The organism is Brachybacterium sp. sponge (assembly GCF_001613775.1).
In the GTDB taxonomy this organism is placed as follows: Bacteria; Actinomycetota; Actinomycetes; order Actinomycetales; family Dermabacteraceae; genus Brachybacterium; species Brachybacterium conglomeratum.
Genome location: NZ_LRMP01000002.1, coordinates 489586 through 508709 on the forward strand (window position 1 = coordinate 489586; position 19124 = coordinate 508709).

18 protein-coding genes are annotated in these 19124 nt (G+C 72.7%); 10 read left to right on the forward strand and 8 right to left on the reverse strand.

Annotated features, from left to right (window positions below):
* Positions 1 to 2: 2 nt before the first annotated feature.
* From A4A78_RS10235 to A4A78_RS10245, 3 genes are all read right to left on the reverse strand, one after another.
* Complete coding sequence (locus A4A78_RS10235) at positions 3 to 641, reverse strand: type IV toxin-antitoxin system AbiEi family antitoxin (RefSeq protein ID WP_062948903.1); 639 nt, start codon at positions 639 to 641, stop codon at positions 3 to 5.
* A gap of 69 nt (positions 642 to 710) precedes the next feature.
* Positions 711 to 1808, reverse strand: coding sequence for a GNAT family N-acetyltransferase (locus A4A78_RS10240; protein WP_062948905.1), 1098 nt, complete (start codon positions 1806 to 1808; stop codon positions 711 to 713).
* 220 nt (positions 1809 to 2028) lie between these two features.
* Positions 2029 to 3804 carry an MDR family MFS transporter gene (locus A4A78_RS10245; RefSeq protein ID WP_062948909.1) on the reverse strand — a complete coding sequence of 592 codons (1776 nt, stop codon included), beginning with the start codon at positions 3802 to 3804 and terminating at the stop codon, positions 2029 to 2031.
* Positions 3805 to 3945: 141 nt separating this feature from the next.
* On the opposite strand from A4A78_RS10245, the gene A4A78_RS10250 reads away from it, so the two are divergent.
* Entirely contained in the window at positions 3946 to 4575 is a 630-nt protein-coding gene (locus A4A78_RS10250) for a TetR/AcrR family transcriptional regulator (RefSeq protein ID WP_062948911.1), read from the forward strand.
* Between the two features lie 39 nt (positions 4576 to 4614).
* On the opposite strand, the gene A4A78_RS10255 is transcribed toward A4A78_RS10250, so the two are convergent.
* Positions 4615 to 5706, reverse strand: a complete 1092-nt coding sequence (locus A4A78_RS10255; RefSeq protein ID WP_062948913.1) for an acyltransferase domain-containing protein — start codon at positions 5704 to 5706, stop codon at positions 4615 to 4617.
* A 90-nt stretch (positions 5707 to 5796) separates the two neighbouring features.
* Here A4A78_RS10255 and A4A78_RS10260 point away from each other — a divergent pair, with 90 nt between their 5' ends.
* Positions 5797 to 7425, forward strand: a complete 1629-nt coding sequence (locus tag A4A78_RS10260; protein WP_062948915.1) for a helicase HerA-like domain-containing protein — start codon at positions 5797 to 5799, stop codon at positions 7423 to 7425.
* 187 nt (positions 7426 to 7612) lie between these two features.
* Here the strand turns inward: A4A78_RS10260 and A4A78_RS10265 are convergent, their stop codons facing one another.
* Both A4A78_RS10265 and A4A78_RS10270 read right to left on the reverse strand, forming a co-directional pair.
* Positions 7613 to 8236, reverse strand: coding sequence for a C39 family peptidase (locus tag A4A78_RS10265; protein WP_062948919.1), 624 nt, complete (start codon positions 8234 to 8236; stop codon positions 7613 to 7615).
* Positions 8237 to 8466: 230 nt separating this feature from the next.
* The gene (locus A4A78_RS10270) at positions 8467 to 9213 is read right to left on the reverse strand and encodes a phosphoglyceromutase (RefSeq protein ID WP_053917896.1); all 747 of its coding nucleotides are present in this window, start codon (positions 9211 to 9213) and stop codon (positions 8467 to 8469) included.
* Between the two features lie 132 nt (positions 9214 to 9345).
* Here A4A78_RS10270 and A4A78_RS10275 point away from each other — a divergent pair, with 132 nt between their 5' ends.
* On the forward strand, positions 9346 to 10017 hold the full coding sequence (locus A4A78_RS10275) for an HAD hydrolase-like protein (protein ID WP_062948921.1): 672 nt from the start codon (positions 9346 to 9348) through the stop codon (positions 10015 to 10017).
* Between the two features lie 24 nt (positions 10018 to 10041).
* Here the strand turns inward: A4A78_RS10275 and dtd are convergent, their stop codons facing one another.
* Together dtd and A4A78_RS10285 are read right to left on the reverse strand one after the other, a co-directional pair.
* Entirely contained in the window at positions 10042 to 10467 is a 426-nt protein-coding gene (gene dtd, locus A4A78_RS10280; protein WP_062948923.1) for a D-aminoacyl-tRNA deacylase, read from the reverse strand.
* Positions 10468 to 10532: 65 nt separating this feature from the next.
* Positions 10533 to 12527 carry a phosphotransferase gene (locus A4A78_RS10285; protein ID WP_062948925.1) on the reverse strand — a complete coding sequence of 665 codons (1995 nt, stop codon included), beginning with the start codon at positions 12525 to 12527 and terminating at the stop codon, positions 10533 to 10535.
* A 53-nt stretch (positions 12528 to 12580) separates the two neighbouring features.
* On the opposite strand from A4A78_RS10285, the gene A4A78_RS10290 reads away from it, so the two are divergent.
* The 7 genes from A4A78_RS10290 (at position 12581) to purM (ending at position 19082) form a co-directional block, all read left to right on the forward strand.
* Positions 12581 to 13006 (forward strand): DUF3151 domain-containing protein, encoded by a 426-nt coding sequence (locus A4A78_RS10290; RefSeq protein WP_010551222.1) that lies wholly within the window; start codon positions 12581 to 12583, stop codon positions 13004 to 13006.
* Between the two features lie 293 nt (positions 13007 to 13299).
* Entirely contained in the window at positions 13300 to 14598 is a 1299-nt protein-coding gene (locus A4A78_RS10295; protein WP_062948927.1) for an adenylosuccinate synthase, read from the forward strand.
* A 4-nt stretch (positions 14599 to 14602) separates the two neighbouring features.
* On the forward strand, positions 14603 to 15079 hold the full coding sequence (locus A4A78_RS10300; protein WP_369816749.1) for a sterol carrier family protein: 477 nt from the start codon (positions 14603 to 14605) through the stop codon (positions 15077 to 15079).
* Positions 15076 to 15873 (forward strand): copper homeostasis protein CutC, encoded by a 798-nt coding sequence (locus A4A78_RS10305; RefSeq protein WP_062948931.1) that lies wholly within the window; start codon positions 15076 to 15078, stop codon positions 15871 to 15873. Before A4A78_RS10300 ends, A4A78_RS10305 begins: the two co-directional genes overlap by 4 nt.
* A complete protein-coding gene (locus tag A4A78_RS10310) occupies positions 15870 to 16277 on the forward strand; it encodes a hypothetical protein (protein WP_062948933.1) in 408 nt (135 codons plus the stop codon). Before A4A78_RS10305 ends, A4A78_RS10310 begins: the two co-directional genes overlap by 4 nt.
* Positions 16278 to 16440: 163 nt before the next feature.
* Positions 16441 to 17931, forward strand: a complete 1491-nt coding sequence (gene purF / locus A4A78_RS10315) for an amidophosphoribosyltransferase (RefSeq protein ID WP_062948935.1) — start codon at positions 16441 to 16443, stop codon at positions 17929 to 17931.
* Complete coding sequence (purM, locus tag A4A78_RS10320) at positions 17928 to 19082, forward strand: phosphoribosylformylglycinamidine cyclo-ligase (protein WP_062948937.1); 1155 nt, start codon at positions 17928 to 17930, stop codon at positions 19080 to 19082. Before purF ends, purM begins: the two co-directional genes overlap by 4 nt.
* The last annotated feature ends 42 nt before the right edge of the window (positions 19083 to 19124 follow it).

Consider the following 19124-nt stretch of genomic DNA (forward strand, 5'->3'; position numbering starts at 1 on the left):
GGTCATCGTGATGCGCGGAGTTCGTCGAGTGTGCGACGGATCGCGGTATTCGTCCGGGGCGCCGTGCGGATGATCTGCGCGTACTCGTCGGGATCCAGCTGCGGGCGGAGAGCTTCGGCCGCGGTCAGCGAGGTGTCGCGGTCGCCGCCCTGGGCGGGGCGCATGAGCAGGTCGACGTGTGTCTGCTCCGGAGTCGTGACCAGTGCTCGACCCAGCTCGGTCTCCTCCAAGGCGGCGTCGACGAGGTCGAGGTCGCGCTGCACGAAGTGGACGGTTCCGGATCCGATCGTCAGAGGATGATGGCCTGCGGTCGGGACCGCGATGACCGTGGTGCCGATCGCCCGCGGGATGGCACCCCAGTGGCGGGCTGCACCGATCCCCATGAGGATCGTGCGGCGCTCGCCGTGCCGCGCCGTCGCGATCGCCAATCCAGCGCTCTCCAGCCCGGGCTGCCAGCGCCGTGCATCTCGGCCATCGGGAGGGACGGTGTAGATGCCATGTGCCAGACGCAGCAGCGCACCGCCGGACACGAGGGAATCCAGCTGACGCCACGTGTTGGTCCCGGTGGTCTGCAGATCGCGGAACCGCATCGTGCGCAAGGGGGCGCTGGCGATCGTCCTCACGAGCTCCAGATCCTTCATCTCACCCTTTCACTGAGCGTGAGCATACGTCATTCGTATACCTGTGCTCGATGAATGCCAGGTCTCCCGTCAGACCTCCGTCGGCGGCTCGAGCAGGCGCGAGGGGTGCGAGGGGGCGACCGCGTGCCAGGAGTGGGTCTTCTCGAAGGTCTCCCAGCCCATCGACGCGTAGATGCCGTCGGCGCCGGTGGGGGAGTCGTCGTCGACCTCGAGGTCCACGAACTCCCGACCCCGCTCGGCGGCGTCGCGGATCGCGGCGCGCAGCAGCGACTTCGCCACCCCGTGGCCGCGTGCGCTGCGATGCACGCCGAGGTACTCGAGATAGGTGCCTTCGCCGCGGGCGGCGGTGGCCCTGATCGGGGCGGCGACGAGCCCGCCGGCCGGCAGCCAGCGGCCCTCCCGCTCGATCTCGGCGATCCACCAGTGATCCCAGTCCGCCTGCTCCGGGTTCTCGATGAGGCGCTGGGCGAACTCGGCGAAGGACTCGCGGTAGCTGTTGAAGTGGTCGGCGAAGGACTCCTCGAGCATCCGGTGCACGGTGCGGACGTCCTGCGCGACCGGCAGGCCCGTGTCGTGGAGGTTGACCCGGCGCACCCGCGTGCCATCGCGCGGGGCGGGCGTCGACGTCGCCTCCTCCGCCGTGACATCACGGCGCATGTGCAGCCAGGTGCGGACCTGCTCGTAGCCAGCCGCCGCGAGCAGGCGCTCCTTGTCGGTGTCGAGCTCGTTCGCATCGGTGGTGAGCTTGGAGGTCTCCACGCCGCGGGCGCGGGCGAAGGACCCGCCGACCTCGACGGCCCACTCCAGCAGGGAGGCGGCGAGCGCATCCCGCTCGGGCGCCTCCGACGCGATCGTGAACTGGACGTTGGTGCGGCCGGTGGCGCGGTCCTCGAGCGCGATCCAGGCCAGCGGCGGCAGGTCGAGGGAGGGAGAGCCGTCGGCGGCTACGGGGACCACGACCACCTGGCGCCGTGCCCACGACTTCAGCCCCACCATGCGCGAGCGCAGCGCGGCCTCGTCGGGCGCGGCCTCGGGGTCGTAGCGGCGCATCGAGGCGGTGATCAGCGCGGACACCGGCGCGACGTCCGCCGGGATCGGCAGGCGCGTGGTGACCCTCCCCTCGAGCGATGCGGGGAGGACGGGCGGGAAGTGATCCACGAGCAGCATCCGCCCATCTTTTCACGACGGGCACGGGGCGCCTGGGCGTTCTTCCCGAGGCATGGGGCGCCGGCCCGTGCCACGGCCCCACCCGTCGAGACGACCTGACCGAAGCGCCGAGAGCACCGTTCCGCCCGGGTGGAGCGGGTGGAACGGTGCTCTCGGAGATGCTGCCCGGTGCGTCGCCGGAGCCGATCGGCGGCCGACGATCAGTGGGCCGCCGAGCGGGTCAGCGGTCGGTGGTCACCCGGTCGCGTCCGTCCTCGACGGGGCGCCGGCCCGCGCTCGCGTCGGCGTCGGCCTCGGGGTCCACGACCGGGATCGGCCCGGTGCGGGGGTGGAGGTCCTCCGGCTCGGAGCCGGTGCCGCTGAGTTCCGCGGCCGCGTCGAGGCCGGGCTGTGCGACCTGCTCCTCGGCGGTCTCGACGGTCTCGCGCAGCGGCACGTGCTTGATGAACAGCGAGAGCACCAGCGCGAGGACCGCGAAGGGCACCGCGGTGAGGAACACGTCGTGCATCGCATCGCTCAGGCCGCTGCGCACCGGGTCCACGAGGAACTCGGGCAGCTTCGCGAGGGCGGAGGGGTCCAGCACCGCGTTCTCGAGGGTGCTGGTGTCGACCGCGCCGCCCGTGCTCTGCAGCGCGGCGAGCTGCTCGGGCGGCAGGGCCGCGATCTTCTCGGGGATCGCGGTGGACATCGAGGCGGTCATCACGGTGCCGAGCACGGCGGTGCCCACCGTCGAGCCGATGTTGCGGAAGAACTGGATCGCGGCGGTCGCGGTGCCGAGCTCGCGGCGGGAGACGGCGTTCTGCACGACCAGCGTGTAGACCTGCATCGACAGGCCGAGCCCCAGGCCGATCACGATCATCGCGAGGGTCAGGTGCCACTGCGAGTCCCCGTAGGAGAGGTTCGCCAGGAGCAGGTAGCCCGCGACCATCACCACGCCGCCCAGGATGAGGAAGGGGCGGTAGCGGCCGGTGCGCGAGATCAGCAGGCCCACGAGGATCGAGGTGAGGATCATCGCGAGCGACTGCGGCACGAGGATCATGCCGGAGTTCGTCGCGGAGACGCCCATGACGCCCTGCGCGTAGACCGGGATGTAGATGATCGCGCCGAACATCGCCACCGCGATCGCGAAGGAGGCCGCGACCGACAGCGCAACGATCGGGCGCAGCAGCAGGTGCAGGGGCAGCAGCGGCTCCTCGACCCGGGTCTCGATCACCACGAACGCGATGAGGAACAGCGCGGCGACCGCGTACATCCCCAGGATCACGGGGGAGGTCCACTCGTAGTCGCCGCCGCCCCAGGTGGTGGCCAGCAGCGCGAGCACGAGCCCGGGGGTGAGGGTGAGGATGCCCCAGTGGTCGACCCTGCCGTGCTGCTGGGCCTTCTCCAGGTGGAGGAAGCGCAGGATGAAGGCGAAGGCGACCACACCGATCGGGAGGGTCAGGAAGAAGGCCCAGCGCCAGCCCAGGTGGTCGGTGATCGCACCGCCGATCAGCGGGCCGGCGACCGAGGTGACGCCGAAGACGGCGCCCATGATGCCCTGGTACTTGCCGCGCTGACGGGGCGGGATGATGTCGCCGATGATGGTCTGGCTCAGCGGCATCAGGGTGCCCATGCCCAGGCCCTGCACGGCGCGGGCGAAGACCAGGAACCAGAATCCCTGGGCGAGGCCGGCCAGCACGGAGCCGATCATGAACACGGCGAGGCCGCCGAGGTAGAACCAGCGGCGACCGTAGAGGTCGGAGAGCTTGCCGACGACGGGGACCGCGACGGCGGAGACGAGCATCGCGGCGGTCGCGATCCAGTTGTAGTGCTCCACGCCGCCGAGCTCGGCGACGATGCGCGGCATGGCGGGGCCGACGACGGTCTGGGAGAGGGAGGCGACGAACATGCCGAGCATGAGCCCGACGAAGACGAGCTTGCCCTGGCGGTCGAGGCCGGTGAAGGCGGCGGGCTCCGCAGCGGCCGGCTGCGGTGCCCGGGTGGTGGATGCAGTCATGAGGTCCTCGGGTGTGTGCGGTGGGGAGGCGGCCGCAGCACCCCATCGGGCTGTGACTCGCACACACTACAGAACTGTTGCACTGACTGCACTATTGCATCGAGTGCAGATTTTGTGATGTGTCGGACCTAGGATGGGGGCGTGATTTCCGCGCAGACGACCGATGACCATGACCCCGCGGGCTCGGAGGAGCTCGGCCTGCGGGAGCAGAAGAAGCGCCAGACCCGCATGGCGATGCACCGCGCCGCCCTCGAGCTGGTGGTCGAGCACGGACTCTCGGCGGTCACGGCGCAGATGATCGCCGAGCGCGCCGGGGTCTCCACCCGCACCTTCTTCAACCACTGGGTGACCAAGGAGTCCGCGATCCTCGGGATCAACGGCGGGGAGGGTGCACAGGCAATCGCCTCGTTGCGGGAGAAGCTCCTGGTCATGCCGGCGCGTGAGGCGATGCGCTCGATGATGCGCGAAGCGATTGCGAACGTCCCCGTCGACCGCGGTCTGCGCGAGCTGAAGAAGCAGGTCATGGAGCAGGAGCCGAGCCTGCACCTGGTCTCCAGCGGAAACCTCCAGGCGATGCAGACCGAGCTGGTCGAGGAGCTCGCCGAGGCGCTCGAGGGCGAGTTCGCCCGCGATCATGCGGTGATCCTGGTGCAGGTGAGCTTCGCCCTGACTCGCAGCGCGTTCGCGATCTCTATGCGGCGCGGCATCGACCCGGTCCGCGCCTTCGACCAGGTGCTCACTCTCTACGACGGGTCGGGCACCGAGATCTGAGCCGGAGGCCGCGCGAGCCCGGGCTGAGGTGGGCAGGGCTCAGCGGAGCATGCGGCCGAGTCCGCCGGTCCAGCCGCGCCCGTCCTCGAGGCGCTCGGCGACCCCGCGCTCGAGGCGTGAGGTGCGGGGGAGCGCGGCGACGTCGACCGGGGGCCGTTGCCCGAACACGAAGAAGAGCGCTCCGTCGTCCATCCGGGAGCGCTCGAGCATCTCCCAGCGCGCGGCGAAGCGGGCGAGGTTCGAGCCCTCTCCCGTGATCTCGGCGAGCTGGTCGCTCAGCAGCCACGAGTCGCAGACGAACTCGTGGCCGAACGCGGGCTCCTCCACGCCGCGCCCCTCGCCGAGCTCCACGTAGTGCTCCGTGAAGTACGCGGTCGCGGCGTCGAAGGAGGCGTCGACCTCCGCGGGATCCAGCGGGCCGCGCGCCGGGATGTGGGTGCCGAGCACCCAGCGGCGGGGGGCGTCGGCCGACGGTGCAGGGCCTGCGGCCGGAGCGACCGGGCCGTCCGCCGGCCCGCCCGGCCCGTCGGCCGCGGAAGCCGATCCGTCGGCCGACGGTGTCGAGCTGGTGCCCGCGAGCAGGGCGACGGGCTGGCGGTGCAGGTCGAACTGGAGGCGCCCGAGCTGCACGAGCCGACCCGCCCAGTTCATGCTCACCCAGTTCAGCTGGTGGAGTCCCAGGCGTCCCGTGCCGGCGCGGTGGACCCGCATCTGCTGGCCGAGGTCGGCGAGCACCTCCCAGGACTGCTCGGGCGTGAGGCCGCGGGCGGTGTGCCAGGCGCGCACCGTCGAGGTCGAGACCAGCAGCGCGAGGATCGCGAGCAGGCCCTCCCCGGGGGAGAGACGCCGCTGGAGCGCATCGTGGCGGTCCTTCTCGGCGGCGAGGTCGACCTCGGGCACCTCGAGCCCGGCGGCGGCGCGCAGGCGGTTCGCGGCCGCGGTCACCTCGGCGAGCACCTCCTCGTCGGCCGCGGCGGCGTCGAGCAGGGGGAGCAGGTCGGAGGCGTCCTGGTCGGTGATCCCGAGGTTCTCGAGCAGGGCGGTGCGGGAGGGGGCGGTGAGCATGACGCACACGTCCGCGGCGGCGAGCTCGTCCTCGGCGCGGATCTCGGCCGGCGGGGGTGGCTTCATGTGATCACGGTAACGGGTGAGCCCCAACCTCCCGCTACGATCGGTGCGTCCCGACCACGAGCGCGCCGGTGCGCCGGCGAGGAGGCCACGATGACCAGCCCGCACCAGGATCCCGCCACGCCCGAGACCCAGGACGCTCCCGCGCCCGACGCCGACGCGCCGCCCGCGAGCTCGGCCGAGGCCGAGGCGATCCGCACCGCCTACGGCTTCGAGGGTGCGCGCATCCACCTCGGCGCGATGCTCGACGGGGACGAGCCGGACCCGAGCGTGCCGGTGAACCTCGCCGTCTCGATGCTGAACCGTCACGGCCTGATCGCGGGCGCCACCGGCACCGGCAAGACCCGCACCCTCCAGGTCATCGCCGAGCAGGCCGCCCACGCCGGCGCCGCCGTGTTCGTCGCCGACATGAAGGGCGACCTCTCCGGCATCGCCGTGCCCGGCACCGCCTCCGAGAAGCTCACCGCGCGCGCCGCCGCCCGCGGTCAGGAGTGGGTCTCCCGGGCGGCGCCCACGGAGTTCTTCACCCTCGGCGGGCAGGGCGAGGGCGTCCCGATCCGCACCACCGTCAGCGACTTCGGGCCGGTGCTGATGGCGAAGGTGCTCGAGCTGAACCCCACCCAGGAGTCCTCGCTCGGGCTGATCTTCCACTACGCGGACTCCCAGGGCCTGGCGCTGCTGGACCTCAAGGACCTGCGCGCGCTGATCCAGTTCCTCACTTCCGACGAGGGCAAGGACGAGCTCAAGGGCATCGGCGGGATCTCGAGCGCGACCGCCGGCGTGATCCTGCGCAGCCTCACCGCCTTCGAGGCCTCCGGCGCGGACGTCTTCTTCGGCGAGCCCGCCTTCGACACCCAACAGCTGCTGCGCACGAAGGACGGCGCGGGCATGATCTCCTGCCTCCAGCTGCCCGGGGTCGCCTCCCGCCCGGCGCTGTTCTCCACCTTCATGATGTGGATGCTCGCAGAGCTGTACCAGGAGCTGCCTGAGGTGGGCGATGCCGAGGTGCCGAAGCTGGTGTTCTTCTTCGACGAGGCGCACCTGCTGTTCAAGGACGCCTCCAAGGCGTTCCTGGACCAGGTGGTCCAGACCGTCCGCCTGATCCGCTCCAAGGGCGTGGGCATCTTCTTCATCACCCAGACCCCGAAGGACATCCCCGTCGACGTCCTCGCCCAGCTCGGCAACCGGGTCCAGCACGCGCTGCGCGCCTTCACCCCGGACGACGCGAAGGCGCTCAAGGCCACCGCGAAGACCTTCCCCACCTCCGAGCACGATCTCGAGGAGGTCATCCCTGCGCTCGGCACCGGTGAGGCGATCGTGACCGTGATGAGCGAGGACGGCGCCCCGACGCCGGTCGCGATCACCGCGGTGCGCGCCCCGGAGAGCTCGATGGAGCCCGCCGGTGAGCAGGTCATCAAGGAGTCCGCCGCGGCCTCGCCGCTGATGAAGGACTACGGGGAGGCGGTGGACAACGAGTCCGCCTACGAGATCCTCCAGAAGCGCGCCGCGGCCGACGCGGAGGCCGAGGATGCCGCGGCCGCGGAGAAGGAGGCCGCGGGGAAGGGCGACGCGAAGGGTGCGGAGCCGGCTGCGAAGAAGTCCGCGAAGAAGGACGAGGGGTTCATGGGCAACCCCGCCGTGAAGTCCTTCCTCCGCTCGGCCGGCACGGTGCTCGGCCGCGAGATCAGCCGCTCCCTGTTCGGGACCCGCAAGCGCCGCTGAGCCGGACCGTCGGACGCCGTCGGCCCCGCGGAGCGGAGATCTGTGCTCCGCCCCGCGGGGCCGACGGTGGTCCTGCCTCGCGGGCTCGTCGCCGGCTCGGGGCCCGACGACAGATGCGCCCCTTGGTGCCGACGTCGGCTCGAGGGCCGAGCGGGTGCGCTCAACGCGCCTCAGCGGCGGGCGCTCCTCACCAGAAGTAGCCGCGGCCCGCGCAGTAGGTCGCGACCTGCTCCACGCTCAGCCAGTGATGGCTGGGCAGGGAGGCGGAGAGGGTGGACCCGGCAGGATCCGCGATCCGCAGCGTGCGGTGCGCGGCGTCGTACCCGTCGATCGTCACGAAGTGGAAGATGTCCCCGGTGTTCCCGCCCCAGTTCGGGTACTCCCCGGCCACGACCCACCAGTTGCACACGGTCGCGAAGCCGTCGTCGACATTGGTGGTGGCCCGCTCCCACAGCAGATCCGCATCGGCCTGCGAGGCGGAGGTGCCCTCCATCCACTGGTCGCGGTAGGTCGCCCCCGGGAGCCGGGCGGTGAGCACGGGGGAGACGGCGCCGAAGTTCGTGCCGTTGTTCGTCGTGGCGAGCTCGGCGGCGAGGGTGTCCAGGCTCGGGGGCTGCACCTTCGCGCTGAGCGCGATCGCGACGGCGGTGGGCCCGCAGTAGAAGAAGTTCGGCTGCTGCTGGTAGGCGGTGGGCAGCACGGTCTGCGCGGCGGAGGCGCGAGGGGCGACGGCGAGGGTGCCGAGTCCCGCCGCGGCGGTCACCCCCAGGGTCTTCAGGAACGTCCTGCGGTCGGGTGCGATGGTCGTCATGAGGAGTACCTCGTCGTTGACTTCGGGTGCACGGCTGCCGGAGGTCCCGGCCTCTCGACGCTATGCACGCCGGACGCCGTGGGGGAAGGGGAGAACTGCCCATTGACAGACCGAGCCGGAAGGGACGTGCAGGTCAGCGGCTTGGCTCGAGCCGGTCGACCCTTGCCGGGAACAGAACGGCGCCCCTCACCCGGGGGTGAGGGGCGCCGTTCTCGTCGGGCGAGGTCAGATCACTTCTTGCCCTGGTTGGCGACGGCCTCGGCGGCGGCCTTCGCGGCGACCGGGTCGAGGTACCGGCCGCCCTTCTCGACGGGCTGGAAGTCCTCGTCGAGCTCGTAGACCAGCGGCTGGCCGGTGGGGATGTTCAGGCCGGAGATCTCCTCGTCGGAGATGCCGTCGAGGTACTTCACCAGCGCGCGCAGCGAGTTGCCGTGGGCGGCGATCAGCACGGTCTTCCCCTCGACGAGATCGGGCTTGATGCCCTCCTCCCAGTAGGGGAGGAAGCGCTCGACGACGTCCTTGAGGCACTCGGACTTCGGCAGCTGATCGCCGAGGTCGGCGTACTGCGGGTCCTGGTCCTGGGAGAACTCGGTGCCGAACTCGATCTCGGGCGGCGGCGTGTCGTAGGAGCGGCGCCAGGCCATGAACTTCTCCTCGCCGTACTTCTCGCGGATCTCCGACTTGTTCATGCCCTGCAGCGCGCCGTAGTGGCGCTCGTTCAGGCGCCAGTCGCGCTTGACGGGGATCCAATGGCGGTCGGCCGCATCCAGGGAGAGGTTCGCGGTCATGATGGCGCGACGCTGCAGGGAGGTGTGCACGACATCGGGGAGGATGCCGGCCTCCTTCATGAGATCGCCGCCCTCCGTGGCCTCCTGGCGTCCCTTCTCGGTGAGGGGGACGTCCACCCAGCCGGTGAACAGGTTCTTCGCGTTCCAGTCGCTCTCGCCGTGGCGGAGCAGCACGAGTGTGTAGGTCATGGGCCCAGCCTACGCGGGCCGAGGCCGGCCGTGCATTCGGAGGCCATCGGCGGCCACTGGGCGGACATCGGACCGGTGCCCGCGCCTCGGGCCGCCGGCGCCCACGACCGGCCTCCTGGATATGGTCGGGACATGACCGCCGTGACCTCCCGTGATCTCACCTCCGTGCCCGTCGTGCTGCTGGATCTGGACGGCACTGTCGTCGAGTCGGCGCCCGGCATCCTCGCCGCCCTCGAGCAGGCCTTCGCCGCCTGCGGCGAGGAGCATCCCGGTGCGGAGCGCCTGCAGTCCTTCATCGGGCCGCCGCTGGTGGACTCCTTCCGCTCCGAGCTGGGGATGGACGCCGAGCGGGCCGAGGCGCTGCGCCTGGCCTACACCGACCACTACCTCGCCGAGGGCTACCGGCTCAGCGTCCCGTACGCCGGGATGACGGAGCTGATCTCCGGGCTGCGCGCCGACGGCCGCACCGTCGCGATCGCGACCAACAAGCCCGAGACCACCGCGCGCAGGGTGCTGGAGCACCAGGGCCTCGCCGCGGACCTCGACCTGATCGGCGGCACCGATCTCGCCGGGGGCCGCACCCACAAGGCGCAGGTGATCGCCAGCGTCCTCGAGCGGCTCGGCGTCTCCGCGGCCGACGGGGCCGTGATGGTGGGGGACCGGCTGCACGACGCGGAGGGCGCCGCCGTGCACGGCCTCGAGGCGGTGCTGGTGGGCTGGGGCTACGGCGGGGACGCCGAGCGCGCCGCCGACCTGCCCTACGCCGCGACCGTCCCCGAGCTCCACCGGATGCTGCGCGTTTGACCCTCGGGTCGAGGCTTCGGGTGCTCAGGCCTCGAGCAGGATCGTCACCGGCCCGTCGTTCGTCAGCCCCACCCGCATGTGGGCGCCGAAGCGGCCCGTCGCGACCGTGATCCCGCGCTCGCGCAGCGCGTCGACCACCTGCTGCACGAGCGGCTCGGCGACCGGGGCCGGAGCGGCGCCGTTCCAGGACGGACGGCGGCCCTTGCGCACGTCGGCGTAGAGGGTGAACTGCGAGATCACGAGCACCTGTGCGCCCGTGTCCTGCACCGAGCGCTCGCCGTCCAGGATCCGCAGCTCGGAGATCTTCCGGGCGATCGTGGCGACCTGCTCGGGGCCGTCCTCATGGGTGACGCCGACGAGAGCGACGAGGCCCTCGCCGGTGATCTCGCCGATCACCTCGCCCTCGACCTCGACCCGGGCACCGTCGACTCTCTGGAGCACTGCACGCATGCCCTCGATCGTGGCACAGGTGCGGGCTCCGCCGGCGCGGGGTCAGCGGGGAGGGATCGAGGGGATCACCGGGGAGGGATCGAGGATATCCTCCGCTCCTGGGTGGGGGAGTCGTCCTCGGGATGCTGGTCGACCGGCTCGGACGGGCGGTCCGGCGGGGGAGCAAACGGCTGTGAAGGAGCCTGTGGGGGAGCGGACGGCTGCGACGGAGCCTGCGGGGGAGCGGCCTGCTGAGGCGCCGCTTGCTGAGGCGCCGCTTGCTGAGGTGCCGCCTGCGGGGGAGCCGGCTGCGTCGGTGCCGACTGCTGGACCGGTGCGGCGAACTGCTGCGGCGGGGCAGAGCGGTCAGGGGCGGCGTGCTGCTGCGGCGGGGCGACGTACTGCGGCGCGGCCGACTGCTGAGGGGGTGCCGAGTGCTGGGCCGGTGCCGAGTGGTGCGCCGGCGCCGAGTGGTGCGCCGGTGCCGAGTGCTGCGGGGCCGAAACGTGCTGGGCCGACGGGTGCTGGGCCGACTGCTGCGGTGCCGACTGCGAGGGCGCCGAGCGCTGCGGCGGAGCGGACTGGTGGACCGCCGAGGAGCCCGACGGGGGAGCGATCCCGGGACCGCTCGGCACATGCACGCCCTGGGCGGGGACCTGCCGCACGCCCGTCGGCCCCTGCGTCGGATGGGACTGCGCGGCGTGCTGCGCCCCGGCGGCCGGACCCGGCTGCGGGGCGGCTGGCTGCGGGACGGGAGCGGGCGTCGCGGGCTGCGCCGCAGCGGCCCGGTCGATCCGCTGCCGCTCCGCGTGGCGTGCCGCGGCGACCCACTCCTCGGCCACGCGCACGATCGCCTCGGTCGCGGCCTCCCAGGCCGCCTCCTGCTGACGGTGCGGCCCGGTCGCGAGCGAGAGCACGACCCCGGCGGAGCGCAGTGCGAGCTCCACCGGATCGACCCGCTCCTGGAAGGTCTCGTGCCAGGTGCGGATCGCGTCCTCGACCCGCTGCTGCATGCCGCGGTCGATGCGCCCGGCGTTGCCGTAGTCGGCGAGGACGCTGAGATGGGCGAGCAGGCAGGCGAGGTCGTCGGCGCGGCGACCCGGGCCGACGGTGTCGATGTCGAGCAGGCCCACGACCCTGCCGTCCTGGACGAACACCTGCGCCTCGTAGAAGTCGCCGTGGACGACGTCGTGCGGGCGCATGTCGATGCGCTGCTCGATCGCGGCCAGGCCCTCGCGGATCTCCCGCACCAGCGCGTCCAGGCGCGGCCCGAGCGCGGGCACGGCGGAGGCGACGATCCCCGCGTAGAACTCGACCGAGTCGGTCCACGGCGGCCGCAGCGACAGGCCGTACATCGAGGCGGGCAGGCGGTCCAGCAGCGCGACCAGGTCCTCGGCGCGGCAGGAGTCCACGCCCTCGTCGATCACCGCGCGGGCGAGCGGCCGGCCCGGCAGCTCCGCGAGCACGACGAGACCCTGATGGTGCGCGATGACCTCGGGCACCGGCACCCCGGCGGAGAGCAGGCGCTGATGGCGCTCCACGATCTCGCCGCTGCGGTGCGGCTGCATGACCTTGAGGTACACGGCCGCGGGGCCCTGGGAGGCGCGCAGCACGGCGCGCCGGCCGGGACGGTAGGAGACGACGTCGATCGCGATCGGCTCGGACGGGTCCGGACCGAGGGAGACGCCCAGGTCGTGCAGGGTGCGGCCGACGATGTCGGGATAGCAGACCTGCGGGAGCATCGGCAGCCACGGATCGTGGGGATAGCGCCACACGCGGACGTTGATGTCCCCGTCGGTCATCACCAGGGTCTGCTCGGCGACGTAGAGGTTCTTCTCGCGCTCCCCGATATGGGCGCTCGCGCCGAACAGCTCCTCCCGGGCCGGGGCCTGGGGGCCGTCCAGCTCGGGCCAGGAGACCTGGGTGCGGTACAGGGCCTTGGTGCTGCGGCCGGGGCGGTGGTCGACGTGGTCGAGCTGCCAGCTGTGCAGCACCCCGCCCGAGTTGCCGACGGCCGAGCGGAGCAGCCCACCGGCTCCGGGCCCGGTGAGCAGCTCGGAGCCGTCCTGCGTGTGTGACATGGGCGATTCACTCTGTTCTGTGGTCATCGGGCGGCTGCGCCTACGATGCTTGCATGGCTGATCGTACCGATAACCTCACCAGCGGGAATCTCCTGGGCATCCCGGAGACCCGCCTCCCCGACGACTTCGTCGACGTCCAGGTCGCCGAGGAGCTCGTCGAGGGCGAGCCGCGCGAGGTGGTCGCCCGGCATCTGGACTCCCCTCTGGCCTGGGCCACCCTCGCCGAGGACGCGCTGAGCGACGGTGACGAGATCACCGCCTACGCCTGCGCCCGCACCGGCTACCACCGGGGGCTCGACGCGCTGCGCCGCAACGGCTGGCGCGGCCAGGGCCCGATCCCCGCCTCCCACGCCCCCAACCGCGGCGTGCTGCGGGCTCTCGCGCTGCTGGGAGAAGTCTCCCGCCGTCTCGGCGACCAGCCCGAAGCCGACCGCATCACCGACTTCCTGCGCGAGGCGGACCCGAGCCTGCTGGACTGAGCCGGCTCCCGGCCCGGGCCTGCGCGAGCCCGGCCGGACCGGCTGGACCTGCGCTGGCCTGGCAGGATCGGAGCCGGCCCGGACAGCGCGGGCGGTGCGTGTGCACTCAGTGGCGCCCAGTGCGCAGCCGTCGCCGCATGCGGGGTCGGATGCCGGCTGAGCGCCACTGGATGCAGCGCCCGCCGTCACCCCTCGGACGTGCTCCAGGACGGCGCTTGGTAGGATCCACGCGGCCCTGTGCACCGCACGCGGTCACCTGTGCTGAAGTCCAAACATCGTTCCCAGGAGTCGCCATGCCCGCCGTCGTGATCGTCGGAGCCCAGTGGGGCGACGAGGGGAAGGGCAAGGCCACCGACCTGCTCGGAGAGCGCGTCGACTACGTCGTCAAGCCCAACGGGGGCAACAACGCCGGCCACACCGTGGTCGTCGACGGCGAGAAGTTCGAGCTCAAGCTCCTCCCCGCCGGAATCCTCTCGCCGCAGGTCACCCCTGTGATCGGCAACGGCGTCGTGGTGAACCTCGAGGCGCTGTTCGAGGAGATCGACATGCTCGAGGCGCGCGGCGTGGACACCACCCGTCTGCGCATCAGCGCCAACGCCCACATCGTCGCGCCCTACCACCAGACCCTCGACAAGGTCACCGAGCGCTTCCTCGGCAAGCGCGCGATCGGCACCACCGGGCGCGGCATCGGCCCCGCCTACATCGACAAGGTGGGCCGTCTCGGCATCCGCGTGCAGGACCTCTACGACGCCTCGATCCTGCGCCAGAAGGTCGAGGGCGCGCTGCGCCAGAAGAACGAGCTGCTGGTCAAGCTCTACAACCGCCGCGCCGTCGAGGTCGACGAGATCGTCGAGGGCCTGCTCTCCTACGCGGAGCGCCTGCGCCCCATGGTCGTGGACACCACCCTGCTGCTGGGCGATGCGCTGGACCGCGGCGAGGTCGTGCTGATGGAGGGCGGCCAGGCCACCTTCCTCGACGTCGACCACGGCACCTACCCCTTCGTCACCAGCTCCAACCCCACCGCGGGCGGCGCCGTGACGGGCACCGGCGTCGGCCCCACCCGCATCGACCGGGTGATCGGGATCGTCAAGGCGTACACCACCCGCGTGGGCGCCGGACCGTTTCCCACCGAGCTCGAGGACAAGTGGGGCGAGTACCTCCAGAAGACCGGCGGTGAGGTGGGCGTGAACACCGGCCGTCCCCGCCGCTGCGGCTGGTACGACGCGCTGATGATCCGCCACGCGGTGCGCATCAACGGCTTCACCGACATCGTGCTCACCAAGCTCGACGTCCTCACCGGCATCGACGAGGTCCCGATCTGCACCGGCTACGACGTGGACGGCGTGATCCACCGCGAGATGCCGATGACCCAGACCGAGTTCCACCACGCCGTGCCGGTCTACGAGACCCTGCCCGGCTGGACCGAGGACCTCTCCGAGGCGCGCACCTTCGAGGAGCTGCCCGAGAACGCGCAGGCCTACGTGCGCCGCCTCGAGGAGCTCGCCGGCTGCCGCATCAGCGCCATCGGCGTGGGCCCGGACCGCGCCGACACCATCGCCGTGCACGACCTCCTGCCGGAGACGACGGCCTGACGTGGTGACCCGCCGTACCGACCCCGAGGCCGGCCGCGCCGCGCTCGCGGCCTGGGCGACGGATCCCGCGGCCGCGCGCCGCCCGGTGCTCGCCCCCGCCGTGCGGCACACCCTGGAGCTCTTCGCCGAGGAGCATCCCGGCGGTGCCTTGGAGCTGCGGGTCCCGCCCTACGCCGCGGTCCAGGCCATCGCCGGCACCCGCCACACCCGCGGCACCCCGCCCGCCGTGGTCGAGACCGACGCCGCGACCTGGCTCGCTCTCGTCACCGGAGACCTGAACTGGGCCGACGCCGTCGCGGACGGCCGGGTCACCGCCTCGGGCGAGCGCAGCGACCTCTCCGAGCTGCTGCCCCTGCCCGGCCCGCGACGTTCGGTCCGCACCGCCCGCGGCACCGGTGCGAAGCCCGCCGACGGCGAGGCGCCGAACGACGACGGGTCGGCCCCGGACCGCGGCGAGCCGACGGCCGAGGGGACGCGATGAGCCCCGCCGTCGTGATCGCCGTGGAGGACCTCGCCGGACTCGAGGTCGCCGCGCTCGCCGGCGCCGACCGTATCGAGCTGTGCCAGGACCTCGACCTCGGCGGCACCACCCCCGCGCCCGAGCTCGTCGAGCAGGCCGTGCGCCGCGCCCGCGAGCTCGTCGCCGCCCGGGACGCGAAGCCCCACCTCGACGTGCACGTGCTGATTCGCCCCCGGGCGAGCAGCGCGGACTTCCTCGGCCGGCCGGCCGAGTTCGCGGCCGACGCCGATGCGATCGAGCGGATGGCGGACCAGGCGGCCGCCGTCGTCGACGCCGGCGCCGCGGGCGTCGTGCTCGGCGTGCTCACCGAGGCCGGCGAACTCGACCTCCCCGCCCTCGAGGCCGTGCGCGACAGCGCCCTCCTCGCCGCCCAGCGCGTCGGCCGCGGACTGACCCTCACCCTGCACCGCGCCGTCGACGCGATGCCCTCGCGCGAGGCCCGCGTCGCCGCCGTCCAGGCCGCGATCGGCCTCGGTATCCACCGAGTTCTCAGCTCGGGAGGGCAGGCTCGGGCCCTCGACGGCGCCGACGACCTCTCCGCGATGGTCGACGCCGCCGAGGACCTCGTCGAGATCTGCGCCGGGGGAGGGGTCCGCCCCGCCGACGTCGTGGACCTCGTCCGCCGCTCCGGCGTCGGCTCCGTGCACCTCTCCGCCCGTCGGCGGCCCGGTGCGCCCGTCGAGCCCGACGCCCCCGAGACCCTGACCGACCCGGCGATCGTCGCCGCGGCGATCGATGCCGCAGGAGAGCTGTGAACACCGTGAACACCACCGAGAACCCCCAGGCCCGTCCCGAGGACGAGGACCGCGAGCACCTGACGGGCCGCACGGACCCCGCGGAGGACACCGCCGACGCGACCCCCGCCGGCGACCCGACCGACGCCGACGGGGCCGGGGAGGCAGAGGAGACCGAGAGCCCGCGCACCGCGCTGTACGTCCGCCGCCGGCGCGCCCCCGCCCTCGGGTTCTGGGTCCTGCTGTGCTTCCTGGTGCCCGGGATCCTGGCCCTGCTGAGCGTGCCGCTGTTCGGATTCGGCGACCTCCGCGGCGTCGTGAACTTCGTGATCCTGGCCATGGTCGTGATCGGGCTCCCGCTCGCCGCCATCGCCTCGTTCGTCGACGCGCGCCGCCACCGCCGCGAGGACCGCCGCCGCGGCTGAGCGCCCGCGTCCCCTGGCCGCGCGCACGCCCCCGGGGTCGAGCGCAGGCCTCCCGCGTCGAGGATCGCGTCGGCCGGCGGGTGCCGACCCCCTGCCTCGCGCGCCCTGCCCGCGAGACGGACCGCACGGCGGCGGCAGGTCCTCGCTGTGGCATCATGGACCGGTGGCACGCGGCGACGGAAAACTCTCCCATGACCTGCTCCCCGGGGAGAAGGGCCCGCAGGACGCCTGCGGGGTCTTCGGCGTCTTCGCCCCCGGCGAGGACGTCTCGAAGCTGACCTACTACGGGCTGTACGCGCTGCAGCACCGCGGCCAGGAGTCCGCGGGCATCGCGACCTCCGACGGCTCGCAGATCCTGGTCTACAAGGACATGGGACTGGTCTCCCAGGTCTTCGACGAGGCCTCCCTCGGCACCCTCCAGGGGCACATCGCGATCGGGCACACCCGCTACGCGACCACCGGCGGGTCCGTCTGGTCCAACGCCCAGCCCACCCTCGGCCCCCGGCACGAGGGCACCGTCGCGCTCGCCCACAACGGCAACCTCGTCAACACCGAGGAGCTGCTCGAGCTGATCCACGAGCGGCAGGGCACGCCCCGCACCGGCGAGATCGCCCGCGGCAACACCACCGACACCGCCCTGGTCACCGCGCTGCTGAACTCCGAGGGCACCCTCGCCGACTCCCTGCGTGACGTCATGCCGCGCCTGCGCGGCGCCTACTGCTTCACCCTCATGGACGAGACCGCGCTGTACGCGGCGCGGGACCCGCAGGGCATCCGCCCGCTGGTGCTGGGCCGGCTCGAGCGCGGCTGGGTCATCGCCTCGGAGACCGCGGCGCTGGACATCTGCGGCGCGAGCTTCGTGCGCGAGGTCGCTCCCGGCGAGATGGTCATCGTCGACGAGCAGGGCCTTCACAGCGAGCAGGTCGTCCCCGCCGAGCCGAAGGGCTGCGTCTTCGAGTACGTCTACCTCGCCCGCCCCGACACCCGCATCGCCGGGCGCAGCGTGAACGAGTCCCGCGCCGAGATGGGCCGCCAGCTCGCCCGCGAGCACCCCGTCGAGGCCGACCTGGTCATCCCCACCCCCGAGTCCGGGACCCCCGCCGCGATCGGCTACGCCCAGGAGTCCGGGATCCCCTACGGGCAGGGCATGGTCAAGAACGCCTACGTGGGCCGCACCTTCATCCAGCCCTCCCAGACCATCCGCCAGCTCGGCATCCGCCTGAAGCTCAACCCGCTGCGCGAGGTGATCCAGGGCAAGCGTCTCGTGGTCATCGACGACTCCATCGTGCGCGGGAACACGCAGCGCGCCGTGGTGCGGATGCTGCGCGAGGCCGGCGCCGCCGAGGTCCATGTGCGGATCTCCTCGCCGCCGGTGCGCTGGCCCTGCTTCTACGGGATCGACTTCGCCTCCCGGGCCGAGCTCATCGCCAACGGCCTGGGCATCGAGGAGATCGCCCGCTCGCTCGGCGCGGACTCCCTCGGCTTCATCTCCGAGGAGGGGATGATCGCCGCCACCGGCCAGCCCGAGGAGCGGCTGTGCACCGCCTGCTTCTCCGGGAAGTACCCGGTCGCCCTGCCGGAGCCCGTCGCCCGGGCACAGGGCATCCTCCCGGCTCGCCCCGGCGAGCCGGCCGCCGTCGGGAAGGACGCATGAACACCACCCCCCGCCCCGCCTCGGGCGACGCGATCACCTACGCCTCCGCCGGTGTCGACACCGCTGCGGGCGACCGTGCCGTCGAGCTGATGAAGGAGGCCGTCGCGGCGACGCACGGCCCCGACGTCCTCGGCGGGATCGGCGCCTTCGCCGGACTGGTCGACGTCTCCGCGCTGAAGGAGTACCGCCGCCCGCTGCTCGCCTCCTCGACCGACGGCGTGGGCACGAAGATCGCGATCGCCCGCGCCCTCGACGTGCACGACACGATCGGCCAGGACCTGGTCGGCATGGTCGTCGACGACATCGTCGTGGTCGGCGCGGCGCCGATCGCGATGACCGACTACATCGCCTGCGGCGCCGTGGTGCCCGAGCGGATCGCCGACATCGTGCGCGGCATCGCCGAGGGATGCCGCCTCGCGGGCTGCGCCCTCGTCGGCGGCGAGACCGCCGAGCACCCGGGCCTGATGTCCCCCGAGGACTACGACGTCGCGGGCGCCGCGGTCGGCGTGGTCGAGGCCGACGACCTGCTGGGCCCCGACCGGGTGCGCCAGGGCGACGTCGTGATCGGCATGGACGCGTCCGGCCTGCACTCCAACGGGTACTCGCTGGTCCGCGCCGTGGTCTCCGCCTCCGGGCTCACCCTCGAGCAGCGCGTCGAGGACTTCGGCCGCACCCTGGGGGAGGAGCTCCTGGAGCCCACCCGCATCTACACCGCGGACCTCCTGGCCGTGCTGCGCGACGCCCGCACCGCCGGCGCGGTCCACGCCCTCAGCCATGTCACCGGCGGCGGGCTCGCCGCGAACCTCGCCCGGGTCATGCCGCACGGCCTCGCGGCCCGCGTGGACCGCGCTCTCTGGGAGCCGGCCCCCGTGTTCTCCCGCATCGCCGGGTGGGGCTCCGTCCCGCAGCTCGACCTCGAGGGCACGCTGAACATGGGCATCGGCATGGTCGCCCTGGTCGCGCAGGAGCAGGCCGACCAGGTCCTGGCCGTGCTCGCCGAGCGCGGCCTCGGCGCCCGTGCGATCGGCGAGGTGGTGGCCGAAGAGTCCCTGCCCGAGCCCGGCCATGCGCTCGAGCACGTCGTCGCCGGCGCAAAGGGCGTCGAGGGCGGCGCGGTCATGCTCGCCGGCCAGCACCCCGGCTGGGTCTGAGCGGTCACCCCGCACACAGCAGGAGGGCCGACCCATCGGGTC

Bases quoted from the DNA above. Each gene is read 5' to 3' on its own strand.
- A4A78_RS10285 (WP_062948925.1), bottom strand. From the start codon at position 12,527: ATGTCACACACGCAGGACGGCTCCGAGCTGCTCACCGGGCCCGGAGCC.
- A4A78_RS10245 (WP_062948909.1), bottom strand. From the start codon at position 3,804: ATGACTGCATCCACCACCCGGGCACCGCAGCCGGCCGCTGCGGAGCCC.
- A4A78_RS10235 (WP_062948903.1), bottom strand. From the start codon at position 641: ATGAAGGATCTGGAGCTCGTGAGGACGATCGCCAGCGCCCCCTTGCGC.
- A4A78_RS10265 (WP_062948919.1), bottom strand. From the start codon at position 8,236: ATGACGACCATCGCACCCGACCGCAGGACGTTCCTGAAGACCCTGGGG.
- A4A78_RS10260 (WP_062948915.1), top strand. From the start codon at position 5,797: ATGACCAGCCCGCACCAGGATCCCGCCACGCCCGAGACCCAGGACGCT.
- A4A78_RS10290 (WP_010551222.1), top strand. From the start codon at position 12,581: ATGGCTGATCGTACCGATAACCTCACCAGCGGGAATCTCCTGGGCATC.
- purM (WP_062948937.1), top strand. From the start codon at position 17,928: ATGAACACCACCCCCCGCCCCGCCTCGGGCGACGCGATCACCTACGCC.
- A4A78_RS10270 (WP_053917896.1), bottom strand. From the start codon at position 9,213: ATGACCTACACACTCGTGCTGCTCCGCCACGGCGAGAGCGACTGGAAC.
- A4A78_RS10305 (WP_062948931.1), top strand. From the start codon at position 15,076: ATGAGCCCCGCCGTCGTGATCGCCGTGGAGGACCTCGCCGGACTCGAG.
- dtd (WP_062948923.1), bottom strand. From the start codon at position 10,467: ATGCGTGCAGTGCTCCAGAGAGTCGACGGTGCCCGGGTCGAGGTCGAG.
- A4A78_RS10255 (WP_062948913.1), bottom strand. From the start codon at position 5,706: ATGAAGCCACCCCCGCCGGCCGAGATCCGCGCCGAGGACGAGCTCGCC.
- A4A78_RS10240 (WP_062948905.1), bottom strand. From the start codon at position 1,808: ATGCTGCTCGTGGATCACTTCCCGCCCGTCCTCCCCGCATCGCTCGAG.
- A4A78_RS10275 (WP_062948921.1), top strand. From the start codon at position 9,346: ATGACCGCCGTGACCTCCCGTGATCTCACCTCCGTGCCCGTCGTGCTG.
- A4A78_RS10295 (WP_062948927.1), top strand. From the start codon at position 13,300: ATGCCCGCCGTCGTGATCGTCGGAGCCCAGTGGGGCGACGAGGGGAAG.